This is a genomic window from Falsirhodobacter deserti (assembly GCF_004015795.1).
Classification (GTDB): Bacteria; Pseudomonadota; Alphaproteobacteria; order Rhodobacterales; family Rhodobacteraceae; genus Falsirhodobacter; species Falsirhodobacter deserti.
This window is the reverse complement of sequence record NZ_ML137219.1, coordinates 1-18,669: the sequence shown is the minus strand read 5'-3', so window position 1 is coordinate 18,669 and position 18,669 is coordinate 1. Positions and strand designations below refer to the sequence as shown.

The window sequence follows — 18,669 nt, the reverse complement described above, 5'->3', positions numbered from 1 at the left end:
AACGCGATTATCATGCCGCCGCCCGCACGCTAGGCTGGGGCAAAGAGGACAGGATCATGACCACGCAAACCCTTGCCAAGCCGCGCCTTGTTCCGTTCACACCGGCGCATCTGGACGACGCGCTGCGCTTGTCGCAGCAGACGGGATGGCCCCACCGGATCGAGGATTGGGCGCTGACGCTTTTCGCCTCGGACGGGGTGGTCGCGATGGACGAAGGGCGCGTGGTGGGCACGGCGCTGTGTGCGGTGATGGGGCAGGCGGCGGCGCTGTCGATGATCATCGTGGATCAGGCGATGCGCGGGCGCGGCCTTGGCCGGATGCTGATGGATGCGGCGATGCAGCGCGCGGCAGGACACGAGATGCGCCTGGTCGCCACCACCGATGGCCTGCCGCTTTATGAAAAGCTGGGATTCGTGGCCACGGGGCAGATCATGCAGCATCAGGGCATCGCGCTGGCCGGCGCCCCCGAACGCGCCGTCCGCACCGGCGGCCCTGCCGATGTGGCGGACATGGCGGCGCTGGATCACGCCGCAAGCGGGCTGAAGCGCGAGCAGATCCTGCGCCGCATCGCCGAGGGCGGGGAGGTTCTGCTGACGGATGGCGGGTTTGCCCTGCTGCGCCCCTTCGGACGCGGGCGCGTGGTTGGCCCCATCGTGGCGCGTGATGACGCCGCCGCCCGTTCCCTTCTGTCGGACGCTGCCACCCGCTGCGCCGGCACCTTCCTGCGGACCGACCTGCGGCACGAGGGGCTGGCCGATCTTGCCGCCTCGCTTGGCCTTGCGCGGGCGGGAGGCGGCACCGCGATGGTGCGCGATCCGCAGGCCGCCCCATTGAAGGGGGCGACGACTTATGCCCTGATCTCGCAGGCCCTTGGCTGAACCGGAGACTTCCATGCTGACCAACTCCCTTGCCGAACTTGACCGGCGGCACCTGATCCATCCCGTATCCTCCTTCCGCGGGCACGAAGCGCGCGGCGTGCGCGTGCTGACGGGCGGAAAGGGCGCGACCGTCACCGATGCCGAAGGGCGCAGCCTGATCGACGGGTTCGCGGGCCTTTGGTGCGTGAACGCAGGTTACGGCCATGAAAGCATCGTGCAGGCAGCCGCCGACCAGATGCGCCGCCTGCCTTATGCCACCGGCTATTTCGATCTGGGGGCCGAGGCGCCGATCCGGCTGGCCGCCGCGCTGGCCGAACGCAGCCCCGGCGATCTGGACCATGTCTATTTCACGCTTGGCGGGTCCGACGCGGTGGACAGCACGATCCGCTTCATCCGCTATTACTGGCATTCGAAGGGGCAGCCGGGGCGCGACCAGTTCATCTCGGTCGCAAGCGGGTATCACGGTTCCACCACCATGGGGGCGGGGCTGACGGCGCTGCCGGGCTTTCACGACGGGTTCGGCGTGCCCTATGACTGGCAGCACAAGATCGCGTCGCACTATGTCTATCGCAACGCGGTGCAGGGCGATCAGGCGATCATCGACGCCTCGGTGGCCGAATTGCGCGCCAAGATCGAAGGGCTGGGGCCCGAACGCGTGGCCGCCTTCTATGTCGAACCCATCCAGGGATCGGGTGGGGTGCTTGTGCCGCCGAAGGGCTGGGTGAAGGCGATGCGCGACCTTTGCGCCGAATACGGCGTGCTGTTCGTTGCCGACGAGGTGATCACCGGTTTCGGCCGCACCGGCCCGCTTTTCGCCTGCGAAGACGAAGGCATCGTGCCGGACCTGATGACGGTGGCGAAGGGCCTCACCTCGGGCTATGCGCCGATGGGGGCGGTGCTGATGCGCGATCACGTTTACCAGACCATCGCGGATGGTGCGGGGGCCAAGGCGGTGGGGCATGGCTTCACCTATTCCGCGCATCCCGTTTCCGCCGCGGTCGCGCTGGAGGTGCTGGCGCTTTATGAAGGCGGGCTGCTGGAAAACGGCCGCCGTGCGGGTGCGCGGCTTCAGGCAGGTCTGGAAACGCTGCGCGATCATCCGCTGGTGGGCGATGTGCGCGGGCGCGGCATGCTGGCCGCGGTGGAGCTTGTGACCGACAAGGCCGCGAAAACGCCGCTTCCCGCCGCGCTTCAGCCCGCAACCCGCCTGTTCGACCGGGCATGGGAACACGGGCTGGTGGTGCGATCCTTCCCGCAGGGGATCTTCGGCTATGCCCCGCCGCTGTGCTGCACCGAGGAGGAGATCGACCAGATCGTCGCCCGCACCCGCGCGGTTCTGGACCTGACGCTGGAAGATCCCGAACTGCGCGGGATGGTACGCTGATGGCCCTGCTGTTCCGGTCCACCCCCGAACGGGGCGCGATCTGGCAGCGCGTCTTCCAGCAGGAGGGGGAGCGCATCTTTCTGGGTGAGGATGCGGTGGACGATCCCGCCGCTGTCACGCATATCGCCTGCTGGATGCCGCCGCGCGACCTGTCCCGCTATCCCTCGCTGCAGGTCGTGATCGGGGTGGGGGCGGGGGTGGATCATATGCCGCCGCTGCCCGAGGGGGTCGCGCTTTCGCGCACACTGGCCCCGGGAATCGAAGGGATGGTCCGCGACTGGGTGGTGATGGCGGCGCTGGCGCTGCACCGCGATCTGCCAGCCTATCTGGATCAGGCGGCGCGGGGGGAATGGCGCACCCACACCACCTGCCTTGCCCGCGATCGCCGTATCGGCATCATGGGCATGGGCCGCATCGGCCGCGAGGTGGCCGGAACCCTTGGCGCCATGGGCTTCCCCGTCGCGGGATGGAGCAGGTCCGGCACCCCCGTTGCGGGAATAGAGGTGCATGGCGCATCCGGGCTGGACGGGTTTCTTGCCCGCACCGACCTGCTGATCTGCCTTCTGCCGCTGACGGACGAAACGCGCGGCATCCTGAACGCAAGGCTTCTGGCCTGCCTGCCGCAGGGTGCGCGGCTGGTTCATGCGGGGCGCGGCGCACATCTGGACATGGCGGCGCTGCGGGCTGCCTTGGATGGCGGCCAGCTTGCGGCCGCCATGCTGGACGTGACCGATCCCGAGCCCCTGCCCGCCGATCACTGGGCATGGTCCGACCCGCGGATCATCGTCACGCCGCACATCGCCTCGCAGACCGATCCCGAGGAAGGGGCCCGCCACGCCCTTGCCGTGATCCGTGCCACCCGAAACGGCCAGCCGGTGCCGGGGCTTGTGGACCGCGCGAAGGGTTATTGAACGTTATGCTGCCGGCGGTTGGAATACAGAATAATCTGCCGCCGGATCGCAACCTTTCGGCGTTCCGCGCGGGCCCGAACAGGAAAAGCTGGATGTAACAGCGATGTGGAGGCCTGATGGGCCTTCGCTGCGGAACGGAAGGATCTTCGATGCCGAAACCTCTTGCCGCCTTCAGCCATGCCAGCTTCGACGTGGTGGGCACGCTGATCGATTTCGAAAGCGCCATCACGGCGGGGCTGGAAGCCATCGCGCGGGTCGACCGCGAAGCCGCGCTTGACGCCTATCGCGACGCACGGCGCCAGCCCGAGGCGCAGCGCTTTCCCGATGACCTGGGCCGCTGCTATGGCCATATCGCCGCCCGGCTGGGCCTGCCCGACACGCCCGCCGCCCGCCGCGCGCTGATCGACGCCGCCGCCGAGGCCGAGCCCTTTGCCGACAGCGTGGAAGCGCTGGCACGGCTGAAGACGCGCTTCCGGCTGATCGCGATGACCAATGCCCGCCGCTGGGCGTTCGAGAAATACGAGGCGAAGCTGGGACATCCCTTCCACGCCTCGTTCACGACGGATGAAACGGGGACTGAAAAACCCGATCCCGCCTTCTTCCGGCAGGTGTTCGACCATGTGGCGGCTGAAGGCGACGATCCCGCGCGCATCCTGCATGTCGCGCAAAGCCAGTATCATGACATCGGCATCTCTCGGGAACTGGGGATGACGAACGTGTGGATCCAGCGGCGCGCGGATGATGCGGGCCATGGCGGCACGATCGCGCCGCGCGAACATACGCGGCCCGATTACCACTTCCGCAGCCTTGCCGAACTTGCCGACGCGGTGGACCGCGCCTGACACGATCTTTGCCCGAGCCGTCGGAAGAACGGGCGGGCCAGCAACAGGGGAAATAAAGATGACAAACAAGCCGACGAACTGGACGGGGCGGGACGATGCGATGGTGGAGGCCGCGATCCGCCGCGGCGCCTCGCGCAGGGACCTGCTGAAGATGCTGATGGCTTCGGGCGTGGCCGTTTCGGCGGGCGGCTCGTTGCTGCTTCGCGCGGGGCAGGCGGCGGCGCAAACGCCGGTGACGGGCGGGGCGCTGAAGGCGGCAAGCTGGTCGGCCTCCACCGCCGATACGCTGGATCCGGCCAAGGCCTCGCATGCCACCGACTATGTGCGCTGCTGCGCCTTTTATAACCGCCTGACCTTCCTTGACGAACACGGGCAGGTGCAGATGGAATTGGCCGACGAGGTGACGAGCGATGACGCCCGCACCTGGCAGGTGGTGCTGAAGCCGGACGTGACGTTCCATGACGGCAAGACGCTGACGGCCACCGATGTCGTTTATTCGCTGAAGCGCCATCACGATCCTGCCGTCGGGTCCAAGGCCGCCGCAATCGCCGAACAGATCACCGAGGTGACGGCGGTGGACGACCGGACCGTGCAGATCGTTCTGGCCGCCGCCAATGCCGACCTGCCGACGATCCTTGCGCTGCACCATTTCATGATCATCGCGGATGGCACCACCGATTTTACCAAGGCCAATGGCACCGGCGCCTTCATCTGCGAGGTGTTCGAGCCGGGCGTGCGGTCCATCGGCACGCGCAACCCGAACTATTTCAAGGCAAACGGCCCTTATGTCGACAGCTTCGAATACTTCGCCATTTCGGACAACAATGCGCGGGTGAACGCGCTGCTTTCGGGCGACATCCATCTTGCGGCCTCCATCAACCCGCGATCCATGCGGATGCTGGAAGGGCAGAACCATGTGCAGACATCGGTCACCACCTCGGGCAACTATACCAACCTGAACATCCGGCTGGACATGTCCCCGGGCGACAAGGCGCATTTCGTCGAAGGCATGAAATACCTGATGAACCGCGAGGCGATCGTGAATTCGGTCCTGCGCGGGCTGGCAGAGGTGGGCAACGACCAGCCCGTTTCCCCCGCCGACCGGTATCGCAACACCGAACTTGCGGCCCGCGAATACGATCCCGAACGCGCGGCGGACCTGTTCAAACAGGCCGGGCTGATGGGGCAGGCAATCCCCATCGTCACGTCGGATGCCCCCACATCGGGCGTGGATTACGCGATGGTGGTGCAGCAGGCAGGGGCGCAGATCGGCATGCGCTTTGATGTGCAGCGCGTGCCCTCGGACGGGTACTGGTCCAATTACTGGCTGAAATCGCCGGTCCATTTCGGCAACATCAACCCGCGCCCCACGCCCGACATCCTGTTCTCGCTTCTTTACGCATCGGACGCGCCCTGGAACGAAAGCCAGTACAAGTCCGAAAAGTTCGACGCCATGCTGACGGAGGCGCGCGGATCGCTGGATGAAAACCTGCGGCGCGACATCTACTGGGACATGCAGGAAATGGTCGCGAACGAGGCGGGCACCGTCATCCCGGCCTATCTGTCCAACGTGGACGGGCTTTCCAGCAAGCTGAAAGGGTTGCGGCCGAACCCGCTGGGCGGGCAGATGGGTTACGCCTTCGCCGAGAATGTCTGGCTGGAAGCCTGATGCCGATCCCCGCGCGGGTGCCGCGCGGGGCAACTTCCCTTCCGACGGAGGCGCGACATGCTACGCTCCGCAACCACATGGCTTCTGGTCGGCCAGCGTCTTGGCATCGCCGCCATCACGCTGGTGATCGTGTCTTTTGCCGTGTTTTTCGCGACCGAACTGCTGCCCGGCGACGTGGCTGAAATCCTTCTGGGCCAGTCGGCCACCCCCGAGGCGGTGGCCGGCCTGCGTACCGCGATGGGCCTGGACGAGCCTGCCTTCACCCGCTTCCTGTCATGGCTGGCAGGGCTGGCGCAGGGCGATCTTGGCATGTCCTATGCCAACAACATGGCGGTGGCCGATCTTCTGGCCGGCCGGCTGGCCAATACGCTGCGCCTTGCCGGCATCGTCACGCTGGTTTGCGTGCCGCTTGCGCTGACGCTGGGCATCGCAGCGGCGATGTGGCGCGGATCGCTTCTGGACCGGGCGGTGTCGATGCTGACCATCTCCGTCATCTCGGTGCCGGAATTCATGGTGGCAACGCTTGCCGTGCTGATCTTCGCGGTCTGGCTGGACTGGCTTCCGGCGCTGAGCTACGGCGTGAACGTGGACAGTCTTGGCGCAATGCTGCGCGCCTATGCCATGCCGGTCATCACGCTGACATTCGTCGTTTCGGCCCAGATGATCCGCATGACCCGCGCCGCCGTGATCGAGACGATCAACACCCCTTACGTTGAAATGGCGCTGCTGAAGGGTGCATCGCGCAGGCGGATGGTTCTGCGCCATGCGCTGCCGAACGCGCTTGGCCCGATCGCGAACGCTGTCGCGCTGTCGCTGTCATACCTGGTGGGCGGGGTGATCATCGTGGAAACGGTGTTCAACTATCCCGGCGTGGCCAAGCTGATGGTGGATGCGGTGGCCACGCGCGATCTGCCCCTGATCCAAAGCTGCGCGATGATCTTCTGCATCAGCTATCTGCTGCTGATCACGCTGGCCGATGTCATTGCAATGTTGTCGAACCCGAGGTTGCGCCGTTGATGTCCTTGCCCCTTCGCATTCCGACCCCGGCGCGGCTGGGATATTCCTTCAACTGGGCGGGGCGCATCGGCCTTGCCGTGATCCTGTTCTGGGTGGTGATCGCGCTGATCGGGCCGTGGATCACGCCCTATGCCCCCGGCGACATGGTGGACTGGAACTATTTCGGGCCGGTCAACGGGCAGTTCTGGATGGGCACCGATTATCTTGGCCGCGACATCCTTTCGCGCGTGATCATGGGGGCGCGATACACCGTCGGCATCGCCGCGGCGGCGGTGGTGCTGGCCTGCGCGGGCGGCGTGATCCTTGGCATGATCGCGGGGGTGACGGGCGGCTGGTTCGACATGCTTCTGTCGCGGCTGCTGGATGCGTTCAACGGCATCCCTTCGCTTCTGTTCGGGCTGGTCGTGGTGGCGGCGGTCGGATCGTCCATCCCCGTGCTGATCCTGACGCTGGCCGTGATCTACCTGCCCGGGTCCTATCGCTTTGCGCGGGCGCTGGCGGTGAACGTCAACACCATGGATTTCGTGACGGTGGCCCGTGCGCGGGGCGAAGGCTTCGGCCACATCATCCTGCGCGAGGTGTTTCCCAACATCCTTGGCCCCGTTCTGGCCGATCTTGGCCTGCGGTTCGTGTTCATCGTTCTGGTTCTGTCGGGCCTGTCCTTTCTTGGCCTTGGCGTGCAGCCCCCCAACGCCGACTGGGGTGGCCTTGTGCGCGAGAATATCGAGGGGCTGAGCCTTGGCGCCCCCGCCGTGATCTTCCCTTCGGTGGCCATCGCCTCGCTGACCATCTCGGTCAACATGTTCATCGACAACCTTCCCACCCGTATACGCGACAGGAGCGAATGATGAGCGAACCCCTGGTTTGTGTGCGCGATCTGCGGATCGGCGCCGTCACCGACGCCAAGCGGAAGGTGGAGATCATCCGCGGCGTCAGCTTCGATATCGCGCCGGGTGAAATCGTGGCCCTGATCGGGGAATCCGGTTCGGGCAAGACAACCATCGCGCTGTCGCTGATGGGGCATGCGCGCACGGGCTGCGCCATCCAGGGCGGCACCATCCGCGTGGGCCGCCATGACGTGACGGGAATGACCGAAGGCCAGCGCGCCGCCCTGCGCGGGACCGAGGTGTCCTATGTTCCGCAATCGGCGGCGGCGGCCTTCAACCCGTCGCAGCGGATCATGGACCAGGTGGTGGAGGTGACGGCCATCCACCGCCTGATGCCCCGCGCCAAGGCCGAGGCGAAGGCGCGCGAGCTGTTCCGCGCCTTGGCCCTGCCCGATCCCGACCGGATCGGGAACAGGTATCCGCACCAGGTTTCGGGGGGCCAGTTGCAGCGCCTTTCGGCGGCGATGGCGCTGATCGGCGATCCGCAGCTTGTCATCTTTGACGAACCGACAACCGCGCTGGACGTGACCACCCAGATCGAGGTGCTGCGCGCCTTCCGCTCCGTCATGGCGAAGGGCGGAATGGCGGGGGTTTACGTCAGCCACGATCTGGCCGTGGTGGCGCAGATCGCCGACCGCATCATTGTTCTGCGCGGCGGCGAGGTTCAGGAGGAAGGCACGACCGAGCAGATCCTGAACGCGCCGGCACATCCCTATACCCGCCAGCTTCTGGATGCGTTCGAACCCGTGCCGCACGTGTCCGCCACCCCGGCAGAGCGGGCGCGCCCCATCCTGCGTGTGGACGATCTTTGTGCCGGATATGGCGTGATCCGGGACGGAAAGCCCGCCGCGAAGGTGTTGCAGAATGTCAGCCTGCAACTGGAACGGGGGCGCAATCTTGGCGTGATCGGGGAATCGGGTTCGGGCAAATCCACGCTGGCACGCGCCATCGCAGGCATTCTTCCCTGTTATCGCGGCGACATGCTGCTGGACGGCGAGGTGTTGAATCCCGACCTGCGCCAGCGCAGCAAGGACCAGCTTCGCCGCGTGCAGATCGTGTTCCAGCTTGCCGACACGGCGCTGAACCCGGCGCAATCGGTGGGGGCGATCCTTGGGCGCCCGCTGACCTTCTATCACGGATTGAAGGGTGCCGCGCGCGACGCACGCGTGGCCGAGCTGCTGGAAATGGTGCACCTGCCCACCGCCCTGCGCCACCGCCTTCCGTCAGAGCTTTCGGGCGGCCAGAAGCAGCGGGTGAACCTTGCCCGCGCACTTGCCGCCGAACCCGAACTGATCCTTTGCGACGAGATCACCTCGGCGCTGGATACGGTCGTGGCGGCGGCAATCCTTGATCTGCTGAAGGAGCTGCAGCGAGAGCTTGGCCTGTCCTACATGTTCATCAGCCACGATCTTTCCACCGTGGAGGCGATCTGCGACGAGGTTCTGGTCATGCTGAAGGGCCGCGTGGTGGAGGCGCTGCCCGCCGCCCGCATGTCGGCCGATGCAACGCATCCCTATTCGCGGCTTCTCATCTCCTCCATCCCGAAGCTGGATACGGGCTGGCTGAAGGGGCTGGAACAGGATCCCGAACTGGTGGCGCAGTTCGCCAACCGCTAGATGCGGTCGGCGAACAGGCGCGTCAGGGGGATCTGGGTTTTCACGAAGGGCGTCTTCATGACGACGAAGCTGAAATACTTGTCGATCCCCACTTCGCGGTCGATCAGCCCTTCGATGATGGTCTGGTAATCCACGATGCCAGAGGTGACGAACTTCGCCAGGTAATCATAGCCCCCCGAAACGAGGTGGCATTCGATGCAACTGTCCACCTTTTCCAGCGCCTCCTGGAAGCGGGCGAAGTCGATCTGCCGGTGGTTCTTCAGCGTGAACTCGGTGAACACGGTCAGCGTGTCGCCCAGCTTTGCCACGTCGATCAGCGCGGAATAGCCGGTGATATATCCCGCCTGCTGCAATTTCTTTACCCGCATCAGGCAGGGCGAAGGCGACAGCGCGACCAGATCGGCAAGCTCCACGTTGGTGATGCGCCCGTTCCGCTGCAGCTCGGCCAGGATCTTGACGTCGATACGGTCGAGTTTGAGGCGCGGCGTCATGGCAGTGTCCTTCCTGTTTTGCTTTTTCTGCGGCAGATCGAAGGGCTTGCCAAGCCACGCCGTTCGAAAGGAAATGCCGCTTTGGCGCGAAGATGCGGCAGATGCCGCTGCGCCATGCCCGCTATGCTGGCCCCAACAACGACCGGAGAGTGCCATGCCCGCCCCGCTTTTGCAGATCGAAACCGATAATGCCCTGCCGCCCGAGGCCGATTGCGTGGTGATCGGCGGCGGCATCGCGGGCGTTTCGGCGGCTTACTGGCTGGCGCGGGCGGGGCAGAAGGTGGTGCTGCTGGAAAAAGGGCGCGTGGGGGCCGAACAGTCCAGCCGCAACTGGGGCTGGTGCCGCCAGCAGAACCGCGACGCGCGCGAACTGCCGCTTTCCACCCGCAGCCTTGCCCTTTGGGAAAACATCGCCGCCGATCTGGGCGAGGATACGGGCTTTCGCCGCTGCGGTCTTTTGTATCTTTCCGACAACGAGGCCGAGATCGAGGGCTGGGCCACATGGGGGCGCTTCGCCCGCGGCGAGGGGATCGACACGCGGATGCTGACCGCGGCCGAGGCGGCAGAGCGGGGCGCGGCCACCGGCAAGCCGTGGCTGGGGGGCGTGTGGTCGCCCAGCGACGGCACCGCCGATCCCGCCCGCGCCGTGCCCGTGATCGCGCGCGGGATCGTCCGGCATGGCGGCCACGTCATCCAGTCCTGCGCCGCGCGGGGGGTGGAGCTTGCAGGCGGGCGCGTATGCGGGGTGATCACCGAACGCGGCACGATCCGCACCCCCGTTGTGGTGGTTGCGGGCGGGGCATGGGCGGGCAGCTTCATGCACCGGATGGGCATTTCCTTCCCGCAAGCCTCGGTCCGCAGTTCGATCCTGTCCATCGCGCCGGGGGCGGAAGGGGTGCCGCCCGCCCTGCACACGGCCGCCGTTTCCGTCACGCGGCGGGGGGATGGCGGGCATACGCTGGCCATATCCGGACGCGCGAACGTGGACCCGACGCCGGCAATGCTGCACCACGCACGGCAATTCCTGCCGATGTTCGCGCGGCGCTGGCGGGCGCTGTCGCCCGGCGGGATGCAGGGCTGGCGCGCGGGCTTCGAGACGCGCCGCCACTGGGCGATGGACCGCCCCACGCCGATGGAACGGATGCGCGTGCTGGATCCCGCCCCCTCGGCCCGGCTTGTGGCCGAAACGCTGGCGCGCGCGCGGCGGCTGCTTCCGGCGCTGCGCGATGTTCCGGTGCAGGCAAGCTGGGCCGGTTTCATCGACAGCACGCCCGATGGCGTGCCGGTGATCGATGCCGATACCGGCATTCCGGGCCTGGTTCTGGCGGCGGGCCTTTCGGGCCACGGCTTCGGCATCGGGCCGGGGGTGGGGCATCTGGTGGCTGACATGGTTCTGGGGCGCAAGCCGATCACCGCAACCGCGCAATACCGGCTGGACCGGTTCCGCAGCAGCCAATGGGGTAAGGTGGCGAAGTTCTGACGGCAGGATATTCGGCGCGGGCCACGGCTTGCCGCGCGCCGTGCCGTGCAGCCGCCGGTTTCGGCAGCTTCCGCTTTGCCCCCCGCGCCATCCTGATGGCGACGCTTCCGCGAGGATACCATGACGCTTGCCTTTTCCCCCGCTGATCTGACCCTGCCCTGCGCCCATTTCATCGGCGGCGAATATGTGCGCGATACGGCAGCGATGGAGGTGCGCGCCCCCTCCACCGGCGCGGTGATTGCGCGGGTGCCGGTGGCCGATGCCGCGATGGTGGATCGTGCGGTGGGGGCGGCGCGGCAGGCGCTGGCCGTCTCGGGGTGGAGCGGGCTGCGGCCGCGCGAAAGGCTGGCCGCGCTGCACCGCTGGGCCGACCTGATCGAGGCCGAAGCCCTGACGCTTGCCCGGCTGGAGGCCGTCTGTTCATCCCGGCCCGTTTCGCATGCGCTGACGGGCGATGTGGCGGTCACGGCCGAACAGATCCGCTTCTTTGCCGAATTCGCCGACAAGGAAGGCGGCGATCTGGTCCCGACGGGCGATGGCAGCTTCGGCTTCATCGCCGCCGAACCTTACGGCGTGGTGGGGGCGATCGCACCGTGGAACTTCCCCATCTCCATGGCGGGCTGGAAGCTGGGGCCCGCGCTGGCGGCGGGCAACGCGGTGGTTCTGAAGCCGTCCGAGATGACGCCCTTTTCCACCCTTTACATGGCCGAACTTTCGGTGCGTGCGGGCATTCCGGCGGGGCTGGTGAACGTGGTGCTGGGCGACGGGGCGGTGACGGGCACGGCCATCACGGCCCATCCCGGCATCGACAAGGTTTCCTTCACCGGATCGACCCGCGCCGGTGCCGCCATCATGGAAAACATCGCCCGCACCGGCATCAAGCCCATGACGCTGGAGCTTGGGGGAAAAAGCCCGATGGTCGTGTTCGATGATGCCGATCCTGACCTGGCGGCGGACTGTCTTGAACGCGGCATCCTGCCCAATGCGGGGCAGTTCTGCGTGGCAGGCTCGCGCATCCTCGTGCAGCGGGGCATCGCTGATGCGCTGGCGGCGAAGCTGGCCGAACGTTTCGCCCGCCCCGCCCCGGCCGCAACGTGGGAGGAGGAGGCAGGCTTTTCCCCCATCATCTCGGAGCCCCAGCTTCAGCGGATCGACGGGATCGTGCAGGCCGCGCGGGCGCAGGGGGGAGAGATCCTTTGCGGCGGCGGGCGGTTCGATCGCGTGGGCAGCTTTTATCGCCCCACGCTGATTGCGGGCGTTTCGGCCACCAACCCCGCCGTGACCGAAGAGATTTTCGGCCCCGTCGCCACCTTCCAGACCTTCGAGACCGAGGACGAGGCGATGCAGCTTGCCGCCCATCCCACCTATGGCCTTTGTGCCGGCCTGTTCACGCGCGATCTGTCGCGCGCCCTGCGCTGCACGCGGCGGCTGGAGGCGGGGACGGTCTGGGTCAACCGCTATGGCCGTTCGCGCGATCATATCCTGCCGACGGGGGGCTGGAAGGCCTCTGGCCTTGGCAAGGATCTGGGGCGCGAGGCGTTTGCCGCGAACCGCCGCACCAAATCCGTCCTGATCGACCTTTGAAGGAGATGACGATGCCCGCCCACAAGATCGCGCTTATTCCCGGTGACGGCATCGGCGTGGATGTGACCGATGCGACGATGCAGGTGCTGCAGGCCGCCGCCGCCAAGCACGGTTTCGCGCTGGCCCCCACGCGCTTTGACTGGTCGTGCGAGACATATCTGGCGACCGGCCGCATGATGCCCGAAGACGGGATCGACCAGTTGCGCGCCTTCGACGCCATCTTCCTTGGCGCCGTTGGCTGGCCCGCGACCGTGCCCGACAGCGTTTCGCTTCACGGGCTGCTGCTGCCGATCCGCAAGGCGTTCGACCAATATGCGAACATCCGTCCGCACCGCCTGCTGCCCGGTGTCGAAGGGCCGCTGAAGGCAAGCGGTTTCGACATCCTGTGCATCCGCGAAAACACCGAAGGGGAATATTCCGGCGCGGGCGGGCGCGTCCATCAGGGCCGCGACAACGAGGTGGCGGTGGAAAGCGCCATCTTCACCCGCAAGGGGGTGGAGCGCATCCTCCGCTTCGGGTTCGAACAGGCGCGCGCGCGGCGGGGGCACCTGACCTCGGTCACCAAATCGAATGCGCAGAAATATTCCATGGTCTTCTGGGACGAGGTGACGACGGAACTCGCCGCCGACTATCCGGACGTGACCGTCAGCCACATGCATATCGACGCGATGGCGGCCAAGATGGTGATGGCACCGCAGGATCTGGACGTGGTCGTCGCCTCCAACCTGTTCGGCGATATCCTGACCGATCTGGGTGCGGCCATCCAGGGTGGCCTCGGCTTTGCCGCATCGGCCAATATCTGCCCCGACCGCAGTGCTCCTTCGATGTTCGAGCCTGTTCACGGATCGGCCCCCGACATCGCGGGCCGCAACATCGCGAACCCCATCGCCGCGATCTGGTCGGGCGCGATGATGCTGGAACATCTGGGCGAGGGCGTCGCCGCCTCGGCCATCCTGACGGCGGTGCAGGCCGTGACCGCGCGGGGCATCGGCATCCGCCCCGGATCGCACGGCACCGATGCCATCACCGCAGCTATCATGGAGGAGCTGGCATGAACCTTGCCGATCCCGACCTGCTGCGGCAGGCAGCCCTGATCGATGGCACGTGGATTGCCCGCGCCGACATGCAGGTGACAAACCCCGCCACCGGCGCAGTGATCGGCACCATGCCCGATTGCACGGCGGATGAAACCACTCAAGCCATCACCGCCGCCGAACATGCGATGACGGTTTGGAAGGCACGCAGCCATGCCGACCGCGCCGACATCCTGATGCGCTGGTACCACCTGATGCTGGATCACGCAGACGATCTGGCGCAGATCCTGACCGCCGAACAGGGCAAGCCCCTGGCCGAGGCGCGGGGCGAGGTGGTCTATGGCGCGTCGTTCCTGCGCTGGTTCGCCGAAGAGGCGCGGCGGATCAACGGGTCCATCATCCCGTCCCCCGTGGCGGGCAAGAAGATCTTCGCGATGAAGGAACCGGTGGGCGTTTGCGCGATCATCACCCCGTGGAACTTTCCCATCGCGATGATCACGCGCAAGGTGGCACCGGGGCTGGCGGCGGGCTGCACGATGGTGGTCAAGCCGTCGGACTTCACGCCCTATTCCGCGCTGGCAATGGCGGTTCTGGCCGAACGGGCGGGCGTTCCGGCGGGCGTTCTGAACATCCTGACCGGCCGGCCCGAGGTGATCGGCGCCACGCTGACCGCCAGCCCCGTGATCCGCAAGCTGTCCTTCACCGGATCGACGCGGGTGGGTGCGCTTCTGGCGCAGCAATGCGCCCCGACGCTGAAGCGCATGTCGCTGGAACTGGGCGGCAACGCCCCCTTCATCGTGTTCGACGATGCCGATCTGGACGCGGCGGTTGAAGGGGCGATGGTGTCGAAGTTCCGCAATGGCGGGCAGACCTGCGTTTGCGCCAACCGCATTCTTGTGCAGGCCGGCATCCACGATGCCTTTGTCGCGGCGCTGGCAAAGCGCGTCGATGCGCTGAAGGTCGGCCCCGGAACCGAAGAGGGAACAACCATCGGCCCGATGATCAATTCCGCCGCCATCGACAAGATCAACGCCCATGTGGCCGATGCGCTGGCAAAGGGCGCGACAAGGGCCACCGCCGCGCGCGATCTGGGCGATGCCTATGCCGATCCGGTGGTGCTGGTTGGGGCAAGAACAGACATGCGGCTGGCCTCGGAGGAAACGTTCGGCCCCGTCGCCCCCATCTTCCGCTTCGAAACCGAGGAAGAGGCGCTGGCCATCGCCAACGGAACGCCCTTCGGCCTTGCGGCCTATTTCTTCACGCGCGACATGGCCCGCGCCTTCCGCGTGGGCGAGGCGCTGGAATTTGGCCTCGTCGGGCTGAACACCGGCGCCGTCAGCCATGCCGAGGCACCTTTCGGGGGGGTCAAATCCTCGGGTCTTGGCCGCGAGGGCGCCCAGGAGGGCATCGAGGAATACCTTGAAACCAAGGCCTTCCACTTCGGCGGGCTGCTCTAGGCCAGAAGGCGCAGCGTCGCGTCATCCGGCCCGTCGAAGAAGGCATCAAGAAGGGCGGTGAATTCAGGGCCGCCCCCCGCCTGCGCGAACAGCGTGGCCGAGGAGCGTAACTTCATCGCGTCCACCTCGCCCAAAATACGGGCGGCGGGGGTGCCGCGATTGGCCAGCATCGCTTCGGCCGCCTCGGTCAGGCGCTGCGACAAAAGCGGATCGGCCAGATAGGCGGCGGCCTCGGTCTGCCCTGCGATACCGTAAAAGCGGGCGGTTTCGGACCGGCCAAGGCCGCGAAGCTGGGGAAACACGAACCACATCCAGTGGCTTTGCTTGTGCCCTGCCCGAAGCTCGGTCAGGGGGGTGGGCCAGATGCGGTCCTGGGCGGTGCGGAAGCGGTCAAGGGACATGGCAATCTCCGGTTTCCGTGGCAACGCGGATGCCTAGGCCTTGCGTTCCGCGCTGCCTTCCAGATCGGCAAGGATCGGGCAATCGGGCCGGTGATCGCCCGAACAGCACGACACCAGCGTTTGCAGCGTGTCGGCCATCTGTTGCAGGCGGGCGATCTTTTCGTTCAGCCCGGCAATATGGCCAAGGGCGATGCGCTTCACATCGCCGCTTTGGCGAGACCCGTCGCGCCACAGGCTGAGAAGGTCCGAAATCTCGGCCACCGAAAAGCCCAGATCCCGACCGCGCCGGATGAAGCGCAGCATATGCACCTCGGCCTCGCCATAATCGCGATAGCCTGACAGCGTGCGATCGGCCTTCGGGATCAGCCCGATCTGTTCGTAATAGCGGATCATCTTGGCCGAAACGCCCGAGGCTTTCGCCGCCTGCCCGATATTCATGCCATTCCCCCGCCAAAGCGTTTCAACCGCAGCGCATTGCCCAGCACGAACACGCTGGACAGCGCCATCGCCCCCGCCGCAAGGACCGGCGACAGCAGCACGCCCCATGCCGGATAAAGCAGGCCCGCCGCCACCGGGATCAGCGCGACGTTGTAGATGAATGCCCAGAACAGGTTCTGGCGGATGTTGCCGATGGTGGCGCGCGACAGCCCGATCGCAGACCCAAGCGCGGCCAGCCCGCGCGACAGCAGCACCACATCGGCGGATTCGATGGCCACGTCCGTGCCACTGCCGACGGCGATGCCCACATCCGCCTCGGCGAGTGCAGGGGCGTCGTTGATGCCGTCGCCCACAAAGGCGACGGGGCCGTGCTGCGCGCGAAGCTGGCGGATGGCGTCGGCCTTGCCGGCGGGCAGAACCTCGGCCATGACGGTGTCGATGCCAAGGCGGCGGGCGATGGCCTCGGCCGTGCGGGTGGCATCGCCGGTGATCATCGCGACGGTCAGGCCCTGCCGGTGCAGCGCTTCGATCACCTGCGGGGTGGTGGCGCGGATGGGATCGGCCACGGCCATGATGGCGGCAAGCCGCCCGTCGATCGCGGCATAGAAAGGCGTCTTGCCGTCGGTTCCCATGCGGGCGGCGGCGTCATCAAGCGCCGACACGTCCAGCCCCAGATCGCGCATGAAGCGCGCGGCCCCCACGGCGACGGCATGGCCATCCACCGTTGCGCGAATGCCGAAACCGGTGACGGCTTGCATGCCATGCGCCTGCGGCAGGAGGCGGCCCTCGGCCTCGGCGGCGCGAACGACGGCGCGGGCGACGGGATGCTCGGACCCCGCCTCGGCCGCGGCAACAAGGGTCAGGACGCGAACGCGGTCAAATCCCGGTGCCGGTTCCAGATCGGTCAGGGCAGGGCGGCCTCCGGTCAGCGTGCCGGTCTTGTCCAGCGCCACGACACGGGCATCGCGCAGGCGCTGCAATGCCTCGCCCTTGCGGAACAGGATGCCCAGTTCCGCCCCGCGCCCCGTGCCGACCATGATGGAGGTGGGCGTGGCAAGACCCATCGCGCAGGGGCAGGCCACGATCAGCACCGCCACCGCGTTCACCAGCGCAAGGCCAAGTGCGGGCTGCGGACCCAGAACCAGCCAGACAAGAAAGGTGACAGCCGCCGCCGCCATGACGGCGGGCACGAACCACATCGTCACCCGGTCCACCAGTGCCTGCATCGGCAGCTTTGACCCCTGCGCCTGCTGCACCATGCGGATGATCTGGGCCAGCATCGTCGCCTCGCCCACGCCGGTGGCGCGGAAGGTCAGCGCGCCGTTGCCGTTCACCGTGCCGGCCACGACGGGGCTTCGGGCCGATTTCGCCACGGGAACGGGTTCGCCCGTGATCATGGATTCATCGACATAGCTTTCGCCCGCCGTCACCAGCCCGTCCACGGGGACCCGCTCTCCGGGGCGCAGGTCGATGATGTCGCCCTCCACAACCTCGTTGATGGGAAGGTCGGACAGGGTGCCGCCCCGGCGCACCCGCGCGGTTTTCGCCTGAAGGCCCACCAGCCTGCGGATCGCGTCCGAGGTGCGGCCCTTTGCCCGCGCCTCCAGCCAGCGGCCAAGCAGGACCAGCACGACGATGACGGCCGCCGCCTCGTAATAGACGTGAACGGTGCCGGCGGGCAGCAGCGCGGGCGCAAAGGTGGCCATGACCGAATAGGCGAAAGCAGCAAGCGTGCCCACCGCGACAAGAGAGTTCATGTCGGGCGCCAGCCGCATCAGCGCCGGGATCCCCTTGCGGTAAAAGCGCCGCCCCGGCAGCGCCAGCACCAGCGTTGTCAGCACGAATTGCAGATACCAGCTTGCATCGCCCAGTGTGGCCATCACCAGATCATGCATTCCGGGAATGACGTGCGATCCCATCTCCAGCACGAAAACCGGAACGGCCAGTGCGGCGGCCATGATCAGGTCGCGCTTCAGGTGCGATTGTTCGGCATCGCGGCGGGCGGCGGTTTCATCCCCGGCTTCGGTCGTGGCGGGGCGGGCAGGGTAGCCTGCGGCGGCGATGGCCTGCACAAGCTGCGCCGCAGGGGCAACGCCCGTGACGGTGGCGCGTTCGGTGGCAAGGTTCACGGCCACTTCCGTCACGCCTGCGGTATCTGCCAGCGCCCGTTCCACGCGGCCCACGCAGGATGCGCAGCTCATCCCCTCCACCAGCAGTTCGGTCGTGGTGGTGGGCACGCCGTATCCGGCATCGGTCACGGCCCTGACCAGTGTGGCGGTGGGCACGGGCGCGGCAAGCCGCACCTCGGCCCGTTCGGTGGCAAGGTTGACGCTGGCGGCAGATACGCCGGGAACGGCGGCCAGCGCCCTTTCGGCCCGCCCCACGCAAGAAGCGCAGCTGAGGCCGGTGATGGGCAGGCTGAAGACGGTGGGGCTGGCGGTGGACATGCCGTGGCCTTTCGGGATTTCGGTGCAGTCCCGTCACAAGTGGGGCTTCCAATGGTGGGAAGGTCAAGCGGCAAAATCAAGGCTTGACCTTCCCATGGTGGGAAGCCCCACATTGCATGGCACGACCATCCTG

General features: G+C 66.9%; 16 protein-coding genes. 12 read left to right on the top strand and 4 right to left on the bottom strand.

The annotated features are described in order from the left end of the window. The first annotated feature begins 56 nt into the window (after window positions 1-56). The 8 genes from JX25_RS11620 (at window position 57) to JX25_RS11585 (ending at window position 9,204) form a co-directional block, all read left to right on the top strand. A complete protein-coding gene (locus JX25_RS11620) occupies window positions 57-878 on the top strand; it encodes a GNAT family N-acetyltransferase (protein WP_128255284.1) in 822 nt (273 codons plus the stop codon). Between the two features lie 13 nt (window positions 879-891). Continuing rightward, the gene (locus tag JX25_RS11615; protein WP_128255283.1) at window positions 892-2,262 is read left to right on the top strand and encodes an aspartate aminotransferase family protein; all 1,371 of its coding nucleotides are present in this window, start codon (window positions 892-894) and stop codon (window positions 2,260-2,262) included. Beyond that, entirely contained in the window at window positions 2,262-3,173 is a 912-nt protein-coding gene (locus JX25_RS11610) for a 2-hydroxyacid dehydrogenase (RefSeq protein WP_128255282.1), read from the top strand. Before JX25_RS11615 ends, JX25_RS11610 begins: the two co-directional genes overlap by 1 nt. A 149-nt stretch (window positions 3,174-3,322) precedes the next feature. Then, on the top strand, window positions 3,323-4,015 hold the full coding sequence (locus JX25_RS11605) for an HAD-IA family hydrolase (RefSeq protein ID WP_128255281.1): 693 nt from the start codon (window positions 3,323-3,325) through the stop codon (window positions 4,013-4,015). Between the two features lie 58 nt (window positions 4,016-4,073). Further along, the gene (locus JX25_RS11600) at window positions 4,074-5,684 is read left to right on the top strand and encodes an ABC transporter substrate-binding protein (RefSeq protein WP_128255280.1); all 1,611 of its coding nucleotides are present in this window, start codon (window positions 4,074-4,076) and stop codon (window positions 5,682-5,684) included. 57 nt (window positions 5,685-5,741) lie between these two features. Then, window positions 5,742-6,701, top strand: coding sequence for an ABC transporter permease (locus tag JX25_RS11595; protein ID WP_128255279.1), 960 nt, complete (start codon window positions 5,742-5,744; stop codon window positions 6,699-6,701). Next, a complete protein-coding gene (locus JX25_RS11590; protein ID WP_128255278.1) occupies window positions 6,701-7,549 on the top strand; it encodes an ABC transporter permease in 849 nt (282 codons plus the stop codon). Before JX25_RS11595 ends, JX25_RS11590 begins: the two co-directional genes overlap by 1 nt. Then, on the top strand, window positions 7,549-9,204 hold the full coding sequence (locus tag JX25_RS11585; protein WP_128255277.1) for an ABC transporter ATP-binding protein: 1,656 nt from the start codon (window positions 7,549-7,551) through the stop codon (window positions 9,202-9,204). The genes JX25_RS11590 and JX25_RS11585 overlap by 1 nt, the downstream gene beginning before the upstream one ends. Here the strand turns inward: JX25_RS11585 and JX25_RS11580 are convergent. Further along, the gene (locus JX25_RS11580) at window positions 9,201-9,695 is read right to left on the bottom strand and encodes an Lrp/AsnC family transcriptional regulator (RefSeq protein ID WP_128255276.1); all 495 of its coding nucleotides are present in this window, start codon (window positions 9,693-9,695) and stop codon (window positions 9,201-9,203) included. The two genes, JX25_RS11585 and JX25_RS11580, sit on opposite strands and share 4 nt — an antisense overlap. Window positions 9,696-9,849: 154 nt before the next feature. Here JX25_RS11580 and JX25_RS11575 point away from each other — a divergent pair, with 154 nt between their 5' ends. The 4 genes from JX25_RS11575 (at window position 9,850) to JX25_RS11560 (ending at window position 15,250) form a co-directional block, all read left to right on the top strand. Next, window positions 9,850-11,175: an NAD(P)/FAD-dependent oxidoreductase gene (locus tag JX25_RS11575; protein ID WP_128255275.1), complete on the top strand. Its 1,326-nt coding sequence runs from the start codon at window positions 9,850-9,852 to the stop codon at window positions 11,173-11,175. Window positions 11,176-11,295: 120 nt separating this feature from the next. Next, entirely contained in the window at window positions 11,296-12,759 is a 1,464-nt protein-coding gene (locus tag JX25_RS11570) for an aldehyde dehydrogenase family protein (protein ID WP_128255274.1), read from the top strand. A gap of 5 nt (window positions 12,760-12,764) precedes the next feature. Then, window positions 12,765-13,814: a tartrate dehydrogenase gene (locus JX25_RS11565; protein WP_479680586.1), complete on the top strand. Its 1,050-nt coding sequence runs from the start codon at window positions 12,765-12,767 to the stop codon at window positions 13,812-13,814. Next, window positions 13,811-15,250 (top strand): succinate-semialdehyde dehydrogenase, encoded by a 1,440-nt coding sequence (locus tag JX25_RS11560; protein ID WP_128255272.1) that lies wholly within the window; start codon window positions 13,811-13,813, stop codon window positions 15,248-15,250. Before JX25_RS11565 ends, JX25_RS11560 begins: the two co-directional genes overlap by 4 nt. Here the strand turns inward: JX25_RS11560 and JX25_RS11555 are convergent. Genes JX25_RS11555 through JX25_RS11545 form a run of 3 tightly spaced genes read right to left on the bottom strand, consistent with a single transcriptional unit; the run spans window position 15,247 to window position 18,536 of the window. Further along, window positions 15,247-15,651: a DUF1810 domain-containing protein gene (locus JX25_RS11555; protein WP_128255271.1), complete on the bottom strand. Its 405-nt coding sequence runs from the start codon at window positions 15,649-15,651 to the stop codon at window positions 15,247-15,249. The genes JX25_RS11560 and JX25_RS11555 overlap by 4 nt on opposite strands. A 33-nt stretch (window positions 15,652-15,684) precedes the next feature. After that, the gene (gene cueR / locus JX25_RS11550; protein WP_128255270.1) at window positions 15,685-16,089 is read right to left on the bottom strand and encodes a Cu(I)-responsive transcriptional regulator; all 405 of its coding nucleotides are present in this window, start codon (window positions 16,087-16,089) and stop codon (window positions 15,685-15,687) included. Continuing rightward, window positions 16,086-18,536: a heavy metal translocating P-type ATPase gene (locus JX25_RS11545; RefSeq protein ID WP_128255269.1), complete on the bottom strand. Its 2,451-nt coding sequence runs from the start codon at window positions 18,534-18,536 to the stop codon at window positions 16,086-16,088. The genes cueR and JX25_RS11545 overlap by 4 nt, the downstream gene beginning before the upstream one ends. Window positions 18,537-18,669 lie beyond the last annotated feature (133 nt).